The 13,957-nt window shown below is 63.9% G+C and carries 13 protein-coding genes; 8 read left to right on the top strand and 5 right to left on the bottom strand.

The window, feature by feature from the left end; genetic code table 11:
- Positions 1 to 128: 128 nt before the first annotated feature.
- A complete protein-coding gene (locus tag FJ425_RS02775; protein ID WP_140721569.1) occupies positions 129 to 854 on the bottom strand; it encodes a flagellar biosynthetic protein FliO in 726 nt (241 codons plus the stop codon).
- Positions 855 to 1,065: 211 nt separating this feature from the next.
- Between FJ425_RS02775 and FJ425_RS02770 the strand changes: the two genes are divergently transcribed.
- Both FJ425_RS02770 and FJ425_RS02765 read left to right on the top strand, forming a co-directional pair.
- Positions 1,066 to 3,651, top strand: coding sequence for an ATP-binding protein (locus tag FJ425_RS02770; RefSeq protein WP_140721566.1), 2,586 nt, complete (start codon positions 1,066 to 1,068; stop codon positions 3,649 to 3,651).
- A gap of 104 nt (positions 3,652 to 3,755) precedes the next feature.
- On the top strand, positions 3,756 to 4,463 hold the full coding sequence (locus tag FJ425_RS02765; protein WP_140721563.1) for a DeoD-type purine-nucleoside phosphorylase: 708 nt from the start codon (positions 3,756 to 3,758) through the stop codon (positions 4,461 to 4,463).
- A gap of 9 nt (positions 4,464 to 4,472) precedes the next feature.
- On the opposite strand, the gene FJ425_RS02760 is transcribed toward FJ425_RS02765, so the two are convergent.
- The gene (locus tag FJ425_RS02760) at positions 4,473 to 4,862 is read right to left on the bottom strand and encodes a hypothetical protein (RefSeq protein WP_140721558.1); all 390 of its coding nucleotides are present in this window, start codon (positions 4,860 to 4,862) and stop codon (positions 4,473 to 4,475) included.
- Between the two features lie 307 nt (positions 4,863 to 5,169).
- Here FJ425_RS02760 and urtA point away from each other — a divergent pair, with 307 nt between their 5' ends.
- The 6 genes from urtA (at position 5,170) to FJ425_RS02730 (ending at position 11,460) form a co-directional block, all read left to right on the top strand.
- Positions 5,170 to 6,480 (top strand): urea ABC transporter substrate-binding protein, encoded by a 1,311-nt coding sequence (urtA, locus tag FJ425_RS02755; RefSeq protein ID WP_140721555.1) that lies wholly within the window; start codon positions 5,170 to 5,172, stop codon positions 6,478 to 6,480.
- A 182-nt stretch (positions 6,481 to 6,662) separates the two neighbouring features.
- Complete coding sequence (urtB, locus tag FJ425_RS02750; RefSeq protein ID WP_140721552.1) at positions 6,663 to 8,279, top strand: urea ABC transporter permease subunit UrtB; 1,617 nt, start codon at positions 6,663 to 6,665, stop codon at positions 8,277 to 8,279.
- Complete coding sequence (gene urtC, locus FJ425_RS02745) at positions 8,276 to 9,499, top strand: urea ABC transporter permease subunit UrtC (RefSeq protein ID WP_140721549.1); 1,224 nt, start codon at positions 8,276 to 8,278, stop codon at positions 9,497 to 9,499. The genes urtB and urtC overlap by 4 nt, the downstream gene beginning before the upstream one ends.
- A gap of 6 nt (positions 9,500 to 9,505) precedes the next feature.
- Entirely contained in the window at positions 9,506 to 10,252 is a 747-nt protein-coding gene (gene urtD / locus FJ425_RS02740; protein WP_140721546.1) for an urea ABC transporter ATP-binding protein UrtD, read from the top strand.
- Between the two features lie 70 nt (positions 10,253 to 10,322).
- The gene (gene urtE / locus FJ425_RS02735) at positions 10,323 to 11,018 is read left to right on the top strand and encodes an urea ABC transporter ATP-binding subunit UrtE (protein ID WP_140721543.1); all 696 of its coding nucleotides are present in this window, start codon (positions 10,323 to 10,325) and stop codon (positions 11,016 to 11,018) included.
- A gap of 265 nt (positions 11,019 to 11,283) precedes the next feature.
- Positions 11,284 to 11,460: a hypothetical protein gene (locus tag FJ425_RS02730; RefSeq protein WP_095765283.1), complete on the top strand. Its 177-nt coding sequence runs from the start codon at positions 11,284 to 11,286 to the stop codon at positions 11,458 to 11,460.
- A 23-nt stretch (positions 11,461 to 11,483) separates the two neighbouring features.
- Here the strand turns inward: FJ425_RS02730 and FJ425_RS02725 are convergent, their stop codons facing one another.
- The 3 genes from FJ425_RS02725 to FJ425_RS02715 all read right to left on the bottom strand — a co-directional run bounded on the left by FJ425_RS02725 (position 11,484) and on the right by FJ425_RS02715 (position 13,948).
- Entirely contained in the window at positions 11,484 to 12,629 is a 1,146-nt protein-coding gene (locus FJ425_RS02725) for a GGDEF domain-containing protein (protein ID WP_140627719.1), read from the bottom strand.
- A gap of 112 nt (positions 12,630 to 12,741) precedes the next feature.
- Complete coding sequence (locus tag FJ425_RS02720) at positions 12,742 to 12,999, bottom strand: hypothetical protein (RefSeq protein WP_140546959.1); 258 nt, start codon at positions 12,997 to 12,999, stop codon at positions 12,742 to 12,744.
- A gap of 142 nt (positions 13,000 to 13,141) precedes the next feature.
- Positions 13,142 to 13,948 (bottom strand): DUF72 domain-containing protein, encoded by an 807-nt coding sequence (locus FJ425_RS02715; protein WP_140721540.1) that lies wholly within the window; start codon positions 13,946 to 13,948, stop codon positions 13,142 to 13,144.
- Positions 13,949 to 13,957: the final 9 nt, after the last annotated feature.

The raw sequence follows: 13,957 nt of genomic DNA, 5'->3' as shown, positions 1-13,957 counted from the left end.
ACGGAGCTTCGCTCCTGCTCCGCCCTAGAATGACGATCGCGATGGGCGTTTCGGCCAATCTCCAACGCATGCCACCTTCCAACGCTACCAGAGCCGACTGGTCAAAATCCCTGTGCAGTGCCGTTAGGTCAGCGCTTGTGGCTGCCCAACTCGCCAAGCAGCTTGGTCATCTCGTCATCGAGCGAAGGCTTGGCCGCGGGCTTGCTGGGTGCCGGCTGGGAATGCGTCTCGTCGAGAGAAGTCTCGAGCTCGTGCATCAGCGTGTCGTCGATGGAATCGTTTGGGGGCGGCGGCGCATATCGGGTGCTGCCGTTCGTCGTTCCGTAGCCCGGCAGCGGCATAACCTTCGCCGTCGGCTGGCTCGGCGCCGCCGGCTTGGGTGCGGGTGCGGGCGCCGGCGCGCGCGGACGTGCGACGGCAGCTGGCTGGGCGGCAGGCGGCGGCGCCGGCCTAGCGGCGGCAGGGGCGGGTGCGGGCGCCGGTTGCGGCGCGCGCGGGCGTTGCGCAACTCCTGCCTGCTGCTGACTGGCGTCGCCCGTCAATGCCGGGCGGCGCAGCGCCGCCAGCCTGATGTCGCGCTCGACCACGACATCGGTCGGCCCGCCGATCAGGATCAGATGCTCGATGTCGTCGCGGCGCACCAGGACAAGCCGGCGATGGCTGTCGACAGCGGTGGCATCCATCACGGCAAGCCGCGTCTTGCGGTTCCTGCCGCCGGCGACGAAGGTGCCGAACGTCAGGTTGCGGACCACCTTGATGGCGAGCAGGACGACAACCAGCATGATGAGAGCCGCTACCGTCCACAGGATTGCAGCGACATAACCCGGGCCCGCTACATTATCCAGCCACTGCATCAGTGCACCCCAATCGCCATCTTTGAAGTCAGGGGACACTAGACCGTTGGGACCAGCGACCGCAAGTTCACATCACCCATCGTGAACAGTTTGAAACATGAATCGTTGATTTTATCGGACATTTGCCGCCGAGGCCTTTTCCGCTACAGGAGAATGTGATTCAACCGGCCGTCCGTGCCCGTCGGACACCGGAATCACGAGCAGGGGGACCATGGCCAAGGAAGCGCGCGGCGATTTCTATCCGGTACCGATCGTCGACCAGAACACGCGTCCGGGCGCCGTCACCAGGCTCATCGTCTTCATCGTCGTCTTGACCGGCGCCGCGATCGTCTTCGGACTTTTCCGCGAGCGCCTCGGCGATCCTTTCCTGCTCGGCATGCTCGGCGTGCTCGCCATGATCGGCGTCGGCTTCCTGTTCGCGACCGCGATCGGCTTCGTGCAGATCGCACCGCGTTCGACCGGCGACGAATTGTCTAAAGCCTTCGTCGATTCCATGTCGCAGGGCCTGCTGGTCACCGACACCAAGGGCCGCGTCGTCTACGCCAACCGCGCCTATGCCGACATGACGGGCGCTGCCTCGGCCGCCGATCTCAAGACCGTCGAAGGGCTGTTGTCGGATGTTCCCGAGGCCTCGATGACGATCTACCGGCTGGCGTCGGGCCTGCGCGACGGCCAGGCTGGCGACGGCGAGTTCCGGCTGGCGCAGTCGATCAAGCCGGGCGCCGAGCCGGGCGCGCGCTGGTACCGCGCCCGCGCCCGCGCCTTCAGCATGCCCGGGCAAAGATTGCCGATGTTGGCCTGGCAGCTCGCCGACATTTCGCAGGAACGGGCGGAGCAGGAGCGTTTCTTCCTCGACCTGCAGAAAGCCATCGACCATCTAGACCATGCGCCGGCCGGATTCTTCTCTGCCGACCAGGAAGGCCGCGTCACCTATATCAACGCCACGCTCGCCGAGTGGCTGGGCATCGACCTTGCCTCCTTCACGCCGGGCGCCATCACGCTGCCGGAAATCATCGCCGGCGACGGCATGGCGCTGGTCCGCTCGGTCAAGGCCGACCCCGGTACCACCCGCAACGCCGTCATCGATCTCGATCTCACCACGATGAGCGGCCAGGCGCTGCCGGTGCGCTTCATGCACCGGGTTTCGGCAAGCCGCGAAGGCGTGAACGGCCCGACCCGCACGATCGTGCTCAACCGCACCCAGGGCGAGGACGCTTCCGCGGAGCTGCGGGCCTCCGAGGTTCGCTTCACCCGCTTCTTCAACTCGACGCCGATGGCCATTGCCGGCGTCGATGCGAGCGGACGCATCCTGCGCACCAACGCGCCGTTCCTGCAGCTGTTTTCGTCCGTGGTCGACCGCGACGCCGTCGACCGGCGGGTGCGGTTCGAGACCATCGTCCACGAGCGCGATCGGCCGGCATTCGCCGCCGCCTTCGAGAAGGCGCGGCAGCGGCAGGCCAATATCGAGCCGATCGATTCCGTCCTGCCCGGCAATGAGGAGCGCCACATCCGCTTCTACGTCAATGCCGTCGCCGACAGCGCGGGCAGCGAAGGCGCCGAGGAGGCGGCGATCGTCTATGCGGTAGAGACCACCGAGCAAAAGGCGCTCGAGGGCCAGATGGCGCAGAGCCAGAAGATGCAGGCGGTCGGCCAGCTCGCCGGCGGCATCGCGCACGACTTCAACAACGTGCTGACCGCCATCATCATGGCGTCCGACCTTCTCTTGACCAACCACCGGCCGTCGGACCCATCCTTCCCCGACATCATGAACATCAAGCAGAACGCCAACCGGGCGGCCTCGCTGGTGCGGCAATTGCTCGCCTTCTCGCGCAAGCAGACGCTGCGGCCGGAAGTGCTCAACCTGACCGATGTTCTTGCCGATCTCAGGATGCTGCTCGCACGCCTCGTCGGCAACGACATCAAGCTGAAGATCGACCACGGCCGCGACCTGTGGCCGGTCAAGGTCGATATAGGCCAGTTCGAGCAGGTGGTGGTCAATCTCGCCGTCAATGCGCGCGACGCCATGCCGAGCGGCGGCGATCTCACCGTGCGCACCCGCAACGTCCCCGCCGACGAGTGCAAATCCTTCGCCTACCGCGAATTGACGCCGGCCGACTACGTGCTCGTCGACGTCGAGGACACCGGCAGCGGCATTGAGCCCGACGTGCTGAAGAAGATCTTCGAGCCGTTCTTCACGACCAAAGAAGTGGGCAAGGGCACCGGCCTCGGCCTGTCGATGGTCTACGGCATCATCAAGCAGACCGGCGGCTTCATCTTCTGCGATTCCGAAGTCGGCAAGGGCACGGTGTTCCGTATCTTCCTGCCGCGCCACATCGCCGAGGTGAAGAAGCAGGCCGAGCCTGGCGAGGCGCCGTCGACAGCGGCGACTGCTCCGGCCAAGACCGCCGACACCGCGAAAGATCTTTCCGGCTCGGCCACGGTGCTTCTAGTCGAGGACGAAGACGCCGTGCGCATGGGCGGCGTGCGGGCGCTGACCTCGCGCGGCTATACCGTGCACGAGGCGTCGTCCGGCGTCGAGGCGCTTGAAGTGTTCGAGGCGCTCGGCGGCAAGGTCGATATCGTGGTGTCCGACGTGGTGATGCCGGAGATGGACGGGCCGACATTGCTCGTCGAGCTGCGCAAACGCCAGCCTGACATCAAGTTCGTGTTCGTTTCGGGCTATGCCGAGGACGCGTTTGCGAAGAACCTGCCGGCCGAGGCGCATTTCGGCTTCCTGCCGAAACCGTTCTCGCTCAAGCAACTGGCGACGATCGTCAAGGACGTGCTGGAATCCTAGGGCGTTCAGCGCTTCCCTGGATTGCCCTAAATAAGCCAGAGCTTGCGCATTGCGGCAGTCCTGCCATGATGGTCGCCGGATGGGTCTATCAGGGGTGATAGCGCGTGACGCCGCATATCGAGGCGGAGAGGGGGGACTATGCCGAAACGGCGCTCTTGCCGGGCGATCCCGAGCGCGCCCGATGGATGGCGGAAACCTTTCTCGAGGCGCCGCGTTGCGTCAACCGCCGAAGGGGCGCGCTGGGATTCACCGGCCGGTTTCGCGGCAAGCCGGTCAGCATCCAGGCGACCGGGATAGGGGCGCCATCTTTCCTGATTTATGCCTTTGAGTTGATGGATTATTACGGCGTCAAAACGCTGATCCGCACCGGCACATGCGGCGGCTTGTCGGAAGAGGTGCCTTTGCGCGGCGTCGTCATCTCCAGCGAGGTGCGGGCCGAGAGTGCAATCAGCGGGCAGGTGTTCGGGCTTTACCAGCCGGCGGGACCGGACCCGGCGCTGCATGCGCGGGCGCTGCAATGCGCCGCCGATCTCGGTATCGCCTGCAGCGCCGGACTGACGATCTGCAGCGACGTCTTCCACCATCCCGATGGCCGCGCTCGGTTTGACGAGCCGATGGCGCTGCGGGCGTTGGCCGTCGATATGGAAACCAGCGCGCTCTATCGCATTGCGACACAGTTCGGCGTTCGAGCGCTGTCGCTGCTGACCGTCGTCGATCATGTCGCCACCGGCGAGCTGACCGACGATTCGGAACGCCAGGCGCTTTTCACCGACATGACCCGGCTGGCGCTCGAAGTCGCAGCTGAGAGCTAGATTTTAGGGCTACCTTTTGGTGCAGGTCGAGGCTGTGAAGGCGCCGTCCTGCTGTTTCATTATGATGTCGAACGAAGGACCGCTCGGGTCATCCAAGGTCGCCTGGGTCATCGAGATCGAATTGCCGCCGCTGGTGTAGCCGCCGAGCGGACCGAGCCAGGTGATCTCGCCATTGGGATTCATCTGGTAATTGTAAGGCGGCGGCGCGGCGCCGAAGGTCACCGGGCCGCTGTAGAGGCTGCCCTTGATGGTGATGTCGCCGAGGTTGAGGAACAGGCCGAGCAGGTAGACCTCGCAGTGATAGACGCCATCGGGGAGCTTGCCGTCGGCGAAATCGGCGCGGGCGCCGCCGGCGGCGGACATAAGAAGCAGGAAAGCCAGGATTGTTCGCAGGGCCATGACGTCGCTCATTTGCACGGCGACCTTGCCCCATTTCGCCATGAACCCGCAACAGGGCCGACGAAGCTATCCTTGCCCATGTGGTGAAATCATAGGCATTTCTAACATTTGGGCAAAATCTAGGCAGCGGTGCGTAAACTTTTCTCAATCCTGCCGCCTTGCAGTAGAGGCGGCAGTTGCGCGGCCATCAGATAACCAACTGTAATCACTGCGTTATCGCGAAAATCAGTTCAGCGCATTCCTATCTGGCACGTCGCTTGCACTGCTAATATTGCGATGCAAAACAACCAGCTTGGGAGTGTGTCATATGAGGGGTAACTTCGCGAAAATAACAAAAATCCTGTCCGCCGGCGTCGTCGCGGCCGGTTTGCTGGCTTCAGCTTCCGCCAAGGCGGCTGAAGACACGATCAAGGTCGGTATCCTCCATTCGCTGTCGGGGACCATGGCGATTTCGGAGACGACGCTGAAAGACGTCATGCTGATGCTGATAGACGAGCAAAACGCCAAGGGCGGCCTGCTCGGCAAGAAACTGGAGGCCGTGGTCGTCGACCCGGCGTCCAACTGGCCGCTCTTCGCCGAAAAGGCGCGCGAGCTGATTTCCAAGGACAAGGTCGCGGCCGTGTTCGGCTGCTGGACCTCGGTGTCGCGCAAATCGGTGCTGCCGGTGTTTTCGGAACTCGACAATATCCTGTTCTATCCCGTCCAGTATGAGGGCGAGGAGAGCGAGCGCAACGTCTTCTACACCGGTGCGGCGCCGAACCAGCAGGCCATTCCGGCCGTCGACTACCTGATGAGCGCCGATGGCGGCTCGGTGAAGCGCTGGGTGCTTGAAGGCACCGACTATGTCTACCCGCGCACCACCAACAAGATCCTCGAAGCCTATCTCAAGTCGAAGGGCGTGCCGGCCGAGGACATCATGGTCAACTACACGCCGTTCGGCTTCTCCGACTGGCAGACCGAGGTCTCGGCGATCAAGAAATTCGGCTCGGCCGGCAAGAAGACGGCCGTGGTGTCGACCGTCAACGGCGACGCCAACGTGCCGTTCTACAAAGAGCTCGGCAACCAGGGCGTCAAGGCCGAGGACATTCCGGTCATGGCCTTCTCGGTCGGCGAGGAAGAATTGGCCGGTCTCGACACTGGGCCGCTGGTCGGCCATCTCGCCGCCTGGAACTACTTCGAAAGCATCGACACGCCGGCGAACAAGAAGTTCATCGACGACTGGCACAAGTTCATCAAGAACGACAAGCGCACCACCAACGACCCGATGGAAGCCCACTATATCGGCTTCAACATGTGGGTGAAGGCGGTCGAGAAGGCCGGCACCACCGATCCGGACAAGGTCATCGACGCCATGGTCGGCGTTTCGGTGCCGAACCTGACCGGCGGCTATTCGACGATGATGCCCAACCACCACATCACCAAGCCGGTGCTGATCGGCGAGATCCAGGCCGACGGCCAATTCGAGGCCGTCTCGCAAACGCCCGGCCTCGTCATGGGCGACGAATGGTCCGACTACCTGCCGGATTCCAAGGACCTGATCTCGGATTGGCGCGCGCCTCTGTCCTGCGGCAACTTCAACGTCGCCACCGGAAAGTGCGGCGGCAAGGGCACCAACTGATCCCGGTCCGTGATCCCAGGTCTGTCGGATCGCGGAGTGGCCCCGCGATCCGAGACCGCAGCCCGGGCAGGTTCCTGACCCGCCCGGGCAAGATCCCCGAAACATAGTTTTGCGCAATTCCGGACGGAAAACCGCTTCACACTTTTCCTGGAATTGCTTGAGAAAGCTGCTTGAAGACGACAATGCTGCTGCTGCGCGCAATCGGTCTGATGTTGCTGCTGACGATGGCTGGACTGACGCCGTCGAAAGCGGCTGAGGCCGACCTTCGCGCATCGATCGGCAAATTCGCGACTGCAACCGGCTTCTCGGCTACCGAGGCCGTCGTGCGCGAGCTTGCCGCGAGCGGCGATCCCGCCGTCGAGCGGCCGCTTTCGGCGCTGACCGACGGCAATCTCTATATCCGCAAGGCCGATTCCCAGGTTTTTGTCGGCAAGGAGAGCGGCAACAGCATCGAGCTGCTCGATCCGCTGAGCGGCGAGAACGCCGCCGAAGCGGCCAAGGCCGACCTCACCAAGATCAAGGTCAATAACGGGCTGCGTCGTGTCATCCGCGACGCGCTGGGCACGCTGACCTTGCGCGCCAGGGACGCGAGCGTGCGTCTTGCGGCGGCAATGACGATGTTCAAGACGCCCGACGCGGCGAACATCGAGCCGCTGGATGCCGCAATCGCCGCCGAGATCGATCCCAGCGTCAAGGCCCTGTTCGAGCAGGCGCGCGCGGCGTCGGTTCTGGTTTCCGACAAGCCCGAAGCCGATAAGCTCGCGGCGATCTCGGTCGTCGCCGCCCGCGGCGACCGCGACGCGCTCTCGCTGCTCACCTCAGTTGAGGCGAACGCCCGGGGCGCGGTTAAGGAGGCGGCAACCGCCGCGATCGGCAAGATCAACGCGACGCTGGCCGTGTGGGATGCCGGCCAGAACATCTGGTACGGCATTTCGCTGGGATCGGTGCTGCTGCTTGCGGCGATCGGGCTTGCCATCACCTTCGGCGTCATGGGCGTCATCAACATGGCGCATGGCGAGATGGTGATGCTCGGCGCCTACACCACCTTCGTCGTCCAGCAAGTCATCCGCACCTCGTTTCCGGGCCTGTTCGACTGGTCGCTGGTAATCGCGCTGCCGCTCGCCTTCCTTGTCGCGGGGCTGGTCGGCCTTGCAATCGAACGCGGCATCATCCGCTTCCTCTATGGGCGGCCGCTGGAGACGCTTCTGGCCACCTGGGGCGTCTCGCTGGTCCTGCAGCAGGCGGTGCGCACCATCTTCGGGCCGACCAACCAGGAGGTCGGCAATCCGTCCTGGATGTCGGGTTCGTTCGATGTCGGCCAGCTGGCCATCACCTGGAACCGGCTGTGGATCCTGGTGTTCGCGCTCGCCGTGTTCGGTGTGCTGCTCTACGTCATGAAGCGCACGGCCTGGGGGCTGCAGATGCGCGCCGTCACCGCCAACCGGCGCATGGCTGCCTCGATGGGCATCAGGACGCCATGGGTCGACGCGCTGACCTTTGCGTTGGGCTCGGGCATCGCCGGGATCGCGGGCGTGGCGCTCAGCCAGATCGACAATGTCTCGCCCAATCTCGGCCGCGGCTACATCATCGACAGTTTCATGGTCGTGGTCTTCGGCGGCGTCGGCAATCTGTGGGGGACGCTGGTCGGCGCCTTCTCGCTCGGCATCGTCAACAAGTTCCTCGAGCCCTATGCCGGCGCGGTGCTCGGCAAGATCGTCGTCCTGGTGCTGATCATCCTGTTCATCCAGAAGCGCCCGCGCGGCCTGTTCGCGCTGAAGGGCAGGGCGGTGGAAGCATGATCGCGCAGCGCTTCCTTTCCGCCGATCGCCGTATCGGCATTGCCATCTTCGTCCTGCTGGCCGCCGCGATCATCGTGCCCCTGCTCAACCTGGCGGTCTCGCCGCAAAGCGCCTTCCACATCCCGCCTTACATCGTGGCATTGGTTGGCAAATATCTCTGCTACGCGTTGCTGGCGCTCGCGCTCGACATGGTCTGGGGCTATTGCGGCATCCTCTCGCTCGGCCACGGCGCCTTTTTCGCGCTCGGCGGCTATGCGATGGGCATGTATCTGATGCGCCAGATCGGCTCGCGCGGCGTCTACGGCAATCCGATCCTGCCGGACTTCATGGTGTTCCTGAACTACAAGCAGCTGCCCTGGTTCTGGTATGGCTTCGATCATTTCTGGTTCGCGGCGCTCATGGTGCTGGCCGTGCCCGGCCTGCTCGCCTTCGTCTTCGGCTGGTTCGCCTTCCGCAGCCGCGTCACCGGCGTCTATCTTTCGATCATCACCCAGGCGATGACCTATGCGCTGCTGCTCGCCTTCTTCCGCAACGACATGGGCTTCGGCGGCAACAACGGCCTGACCGATTTCAAGGATATACTCGGCTTCAGCGTGCAGGCCGACGCCACGCGCTCGGCCCTGTTTGCGGCCAGCGCCGTGACGCTGGCGCTCGCCGTCTTCGTTACCGCTGCGATCGTGCGCTCCAAATACGGCAAGCTCCTGATGGCTGTGCGCGACGCCGAAAGCCGCACCCGTTTCCTCGGCTGGCGGGCCGAGAACGTCAAGCTGTTCGCCTTCACGGTCTCGGCTATCATGGCCGGCATCGCCGGCGCGCTTTACGTGCCGCAGGTCGGCATCATCAATCCCGGCGAATTCGAGCCGTCCAACTCGATCGAAGTGGTGATCTGGACCGCTGTCGGCGGGCGCGGCACCATTATCGGCCCGATCCTCGGCGCGCTCCTCGTCAACGCCGGCAAATCCTGGTTCACGGGCGTGCTGCCGGAATTCTGGCTGTTCGCGCTGGGCGGCCTGTTCGTCGCCGTCACCCTGCTTTTGCCCAAGGGCATCGTCGGCATGTGGGACGGTTGGCGCGGCAGGGCGAAGGCGCTGCGCGCGGCCTCGCTTGCGGCGGAGGCCGGTGCCGATCCGCAGGCGCCGGAGCCGAAGATCGTGCGCTCGGCGGCGACGATGCCCGGCGCCTTGTCTGCCAGCGGCGCCGAGCCGCAGCCGGCGGAGTGAACGATCATGAGCAAGTCCAACACCATCCTTTATCTCGACGGCGTCTCGGTTTCCTTCGATGGCTTTCGCGCCATCAACAAGCTGTCGCTGGTGCTCGACAAGGGCGAGATGCGCGCCATCATCGGACCGAACGGCGCCGGCAAGACGACGATGATGGATATCGTCACCGGCAAGACGCGGCCGGACGAGGGCGAAGTGTTCTTCGACGGCGAGGTCGATCTCACCCGGCACGACGAGGCCGAGATCGCCATGATGGGCATCGGGCGCAAGTTCCAGAAGCCGACGGTCTTCGAGAGCCACAGCGTCGAGGACAATCTCATGCTGGCGCTAAAAGGGCCGCGCTCGATCTTCCCCGCGCTGTTCCATCGCCGTTCGGCGGCCGAGACGCGGCGCATCGACGATATCCTTGGCATCATCCGTCTCGGCGACAAGCGCGGCGAGCTCGCCGCCAACCTCAGCCATGGCCAGAAGCAATGGCTGGAGATCGGCATGCTCCTGGCGCAGGACCCAAAGCTTTTGCTCGTCGATGAGCCGGTCGCCGGCATGACCGATGCCGAGACCGAGGAGACCGCGCGGCTGCTCAAGGACATTGCCCGCGACCATTCGGTGATCGTCGTCGAGCACGACATGCATTTCGTGCACGAGCTCGGCGTCAAGGTCACCTGCCTGCACGAGGGCTCGGTGCTGTCGGAAGGCACGCTCGATTTCGTTTCGTCCGACGAGCGCGTCGTCGAAGTCTATCTGGGGCGGTGAGCATGGTCTGGCGGGTTCCCTTCCACCGTTTCGATTTCGCTCTCCTGAAGCGCTGGAGAAGGGGCTGATCATGCTCGAGGTCTCCAATGCCACGCTGCATTACGGCGCCGCCCAAGCGCTGCGCGGCGTTTCGCTGAAAGCCGGCGCCGGCAAGATCACCTGCGTGCTCGGCCGCAACGGCGTCGGCAAGACCAGTTTGATGAGATCGATCGTCGGCCATCACCGGCTGACGAGCGGAAGCGTTGCCTTCGAGGGGAAGGCGCTCGACCGGAGCGCGGCGTATGACCGCGCCCGGTCGGGCATTGCATTCGTGCCGCAGGGCAGGGAAGTCTTTCCGCTGCTGACGGTGCGCGAAAATCTGGAGTCCGGCTTCGCGCCGCTGCCGCGCGCCGACCGCAACATTCCGGCCTATGTCTTCGAGCTGTTTCCGGTGCTGAAGCAGATGCTGTCGCGGCGCGGCGGCGACCTGTCCGGCGGCCAGCAGCAGCAGCTCGCCATCGGGCGCGCGCTGGTGATGCGGCCCAAGCTCCTGGTGCTCGACGAGCCGACCGAAGGCATCCAGCCTTCGATCATCAAGGATATCGGCCGCGCCATCCGGTATCTGCGCGACCAGGCGGGGATTGCCGTGCTTCTGGTCGAGCAATATCTCGACTTCTGCCGGGAACTTGCCGACGAGGTCAACATCATGGATCGGGGCCAGACCGTGCATACCGGTCCCGCGGAAGACCTCGACCGGGCGGATGTGCGGAAGTTTCTGACAGTCTAGAATCGTTTGCTCGACTTCGGTCGACATCGCGAGGCGGCAGCAACCCCAGTATTTCTCTCCGCCGGCCAGCCCCAGCTCTGGCGCGTTGAATACCGCATGCTAGTCTTTTCTTGGCCTTGGTGAGTCGGCCGCTTTCCGTATCAGTCGCGAATGAGGGGGAAGGCGCGGACTCCGCCCGCAAGTTCCACGCAAGCCAATCCACCTAGCTTTCTCCGCAGTGATTGTCGGTCAATGCGTCCAAAAAGAATTTTGCCAGGGGACGGCGATGGAACGTTTTGTCGAGGACTACCAAAAGCGGCGCCTCACCGAGCGCGTCGACATCATGACCGCGATCAACATCCTGATGTCGCAAGGCTATGACGAAGATCATCTCCTGGATGAGATCACCAAGGTTTTCTATGTCGATCTCGACGCCTTCAACGAAGTGATCTCACATCATTGAGAGTTTGCACGCGGCGGTAAAACTCAACCGGCGCGGCGAAAATCCAGGACGCGGTTGCGGCCGCCGCGCTTGGCGGCATAGAGCGCCTTGTCGGCGGCGCTGAGCACTTTGTCGAAGCTCATGCCATCCGTGCTGCCAAATGCGAAGCCGGCGCTGACCGTGCAGCGCAGCGGTCCGGTCTCGGTCTCGACCGTGCGCGCGGCGAACGCGGCCCGGACGCGTTCGGCCGTCGCCTCGGCCGACTCGGGCAAGGTGCGCCTCAAGACCATGGCGAATTCCTCGCCACCCATGCGGGCAACGGAGTCGCTCGGGCGCAGGTCGGCGGAGAGCACTTCGGCAAAGACCTTCAACACTTCGTCTCCCGCGGCGTGACCGAACTGGTCGTTGATCGCCTTGAAGCCGTCGAGGTCGAAAACCACGACAGCCGTGAAGGCGCCGACCGGTATCTTGCCGTGCAGGTCGAACAGGGCGCGGCGGTTGAGAAGGCCGGTCAAGGCATCGGTGTACGCTTCGCGCTGATGGTGGCGCGCGAGCCGCCCCTGGTTGAGCGCCAGCGACAATGCGCCGATACCGGTCATGGAGGCGATGACGATGACGAGGCTCAGATCCTCAGCCCAATTGCTCGGCGCGTGGCCGAGAACCAGCCTGCCGTCCCATGCCAGCACGGCGGCGCACAGCACGAAGGACACAGCGGTCAGCGAATAGAGCAGCGCTACGCCGATGAGATGGACGGGCGCCTCCGCGCGACCGCGCCAATATTGATATGCGGTGCCGAACAGCAACAGCGCGGCCAGAGCGTTTTCCAGCATGAAGCCCAGCCCGTCATAGCCGAGCGCCATGGGCGGCAGCGCGAGAGCATAGGACATGCCGACGCCAAGCGCGATGAGCGGCAAGGGCGAGCGGCTGGTCCTGAACTGGTGGGCAGCGCCCAGCATGACCGAGAAGCCGAGCAAGAGCAGCGCCAACGTCAGCACGCCAAGGGCCGTTCCGGGTCTCTCGATGTATGCCTCGTAGACAAAGACTTCGGCCACCACGACCAGCACGCTAATCGCCCAGGTCAGCAGGAACTTGTCGGAACGGGCGGTCAGCCATGTCCCGAACAGCGTGAGGCCGAGGCAAGCGGCCGAAAAGCCGACGGCAAGCAGCAATGAATTGTAGTCGAGCAGCATTCACGCGTCCTTGCCGGCGCCGGGCTTCTGCAACCTGACGTAGATGCATTAGTGCAGCAAGGAAGTATCGATTACGTTACGATAGCGGTGAAGATGCCATCATTCCGCGGCGTCAGAGGACCGCCACCAACAACAGCAGGATGATGCCGACGCCCATCATCAGCAGACCTGGCCAGTTCTGTGAAAGGCCGAGGAAACCGAGGCCGCGCCGGCGTGGCTCAAGCGTCGGGCCAGGCGTTGTAAGGTTTGGCATCGGGCGATCCGAGGCTGCAGGTGCCGGATCGCTGAGTTTCCCGCGCCTGAGGACCGCGCCTGCCATGTACACGATGCCGGCGACAATGAGCAATGCCCCGATGAGGATGACAGCCATATCACCTCGCTTTCTTCGGGCTCCCCCGATACCGGAGCCTGGGCCATTGTTCCGCGAAAGCTCAACCGCTGTGAAAACCGGCTCCCGGCGAGAAAGACAAAACGGTCAAGATGCCTCGTAAGTTCCGACGGAGCTCGCCCCTTCAATCGGTCACCCGCTTCATCAGCGCCATGGCGCCGAAGGGAGCGCGCACCTTGCCCTCGGTGATGAAGTAGGCGAACACGTCGCGCGGCTTGACCGGCGCATCGGTCTTGGGATCGGCGCGCGGCAGGTCGGCGGGTTGCTTGCCTTGCGCCCATGTCTTCACGCGTCCCGCCCATTCGTCCAGGCCTTTCGGCGTGTAGCAGTCGGGGTTGTCGTCGCTGCCGGTCTGCAGCCGCGCATAGACGAAATCGCCGGTTACATCGGCGATCGCCGGATATTTTGCGTGGTCGGCATAGACGATCGCGGCGTTGTATTTTCGGGCGAGCGCCGGGAATTCGGGCACAACAAAACTGTCGTGCCGCACTTCGACCGCGTGACGCAGAGGCACGCCGTCCTGCTTTTCAGGCAGCAGTTTCAGGAAAGCTTCGAAATCGTCCGCGTCGAATTTCTTGGTCGGCGCGAACTGCCACAGAATCGGGCCTAGCTTCTCGCCGAGCGCGGCGACGCCGGAGCCGAGAAAGCGCATCATCGATTCGCCCGCTTCGCCGAGCACGCGGCGGTTGGTGACGAAGCGGTTGCCCTTCAGCGAATAGACGAAGCCGTCAGGGGCCTCTTTCGCCCACTTGACGAAAGTCGGTTCCTTGAAGCTGGAATAATAGGTGCCGTTGACCTCGATGCTCGGCACCTGCCGGGTGGCGTAGTGCAGCTGCTTGGCCTTCGGCAGCTTGTCCGGATAGAAGGACGTGTCCCAGGGCTCGAAGGTCCAGCCGCCCATGCCGGAGCGGATCGTTCCTTGGCTGCTCATCGTCTTCCT

The organism is Mesorhizobium sp. B2-7-2 (genome assembly GCF_006440775.1).
Classification (GTDB): domain Bacteria; phylum Pseudomonadota; class Alphaproteobacteria; order Rhizobiales; family Rhizobiaceae; genus Mesorhizobium.
This window is presented reverse-complemented; position numbering and strand designations above follow the sequence as displayed.

Excerpts from the sequence above, each read along its gene's own strand:
- FJ425_RS02775 (WP_140721569.1), bottom strand. The coding sequence starts at position 854 with ATGCAGTGGCTGGATAATGTAGCGGGCCCGGGTTATGTCGCTGCAATC.
- FJ425_RS02770 (WP_140721566.1), top strand. The coding sequence starts at position 1,066 with ATGGCCAAGGAAGCGCGCGGCGATTTCTATCCGGTACCGATCGTCGAC.
- FJ425_RS02760 (WP_140721558.1), bottom strand. The coding sequence starts at position 4,862 with ATGGCCCTGCGAACAATCCTGGCTTTCCTGCTTCTTATGTCCGCCGCC.
- urtA (WP_140721555.1), top strand. The coding sequence starts at position 5,170 with ATGAGGGGTAACTTCGCGAAAATAACAAAAATCCTGTCCGCCGGCGTC.
- urtB (WP_140721552.1), top strand. The coding sequence starts at position 6,663 with ATGCTGCTGCTGCGCGCAATCGGTCTGATGTTGCTGCTGACGATGGCT.
- urtC (WP_140721549.1), top strand. The coding sequence starts at position 8,276 with ATGATCGCGCAGCGCTTCCTTTCCGCCGATCGCCGTATCGGCATTGCC.
- urtD (WP_140721546.1), top strand. The coding sequence starts at position 9,506 with ATGAGCAAGTCCAACACCATCCTTTATCTCGACGGCGTCTCGGTTTCC.
- urtE (WP_140721543.1), top strand. The coding sequence starts at position 10,323 with ATGCTCGAGGTCTCCAATGCCACGCTGCATTACGGCGCCGCCCAAGCG.
- FJ425_RS02730 (WP_095765283.1), top strand. The coding sequence starts at position 11,284 with ATGGAACGTTTTGTCGAGGACTACCAAAAGCGGCGCCTCACCGAGCGC.
- FJ425_RS02725 (WP_140627719.1), bottom strand. The coding sequence starts at position 12,629 with ATGCTGCTCGACTACAATTCATTGCTGCTTGCCGTCGGCTTTTCGGCC.
- FJ425_RS02720 (WP_140546959.1), bottom strand. The coding sequence starts at position 12,999 with ATGGCTGTCATCCTCATCGGGGCATTGCTCATTGTCGCCGGCATCGTG.
- FJ425_RS02715 (WP_140721540.1), bottom strand. The coding sequence starts at position 13,948 with ATGAGCAGCCAAGGAACGATCCGCTCCGGCATGGGCGGCTGGACCTTC.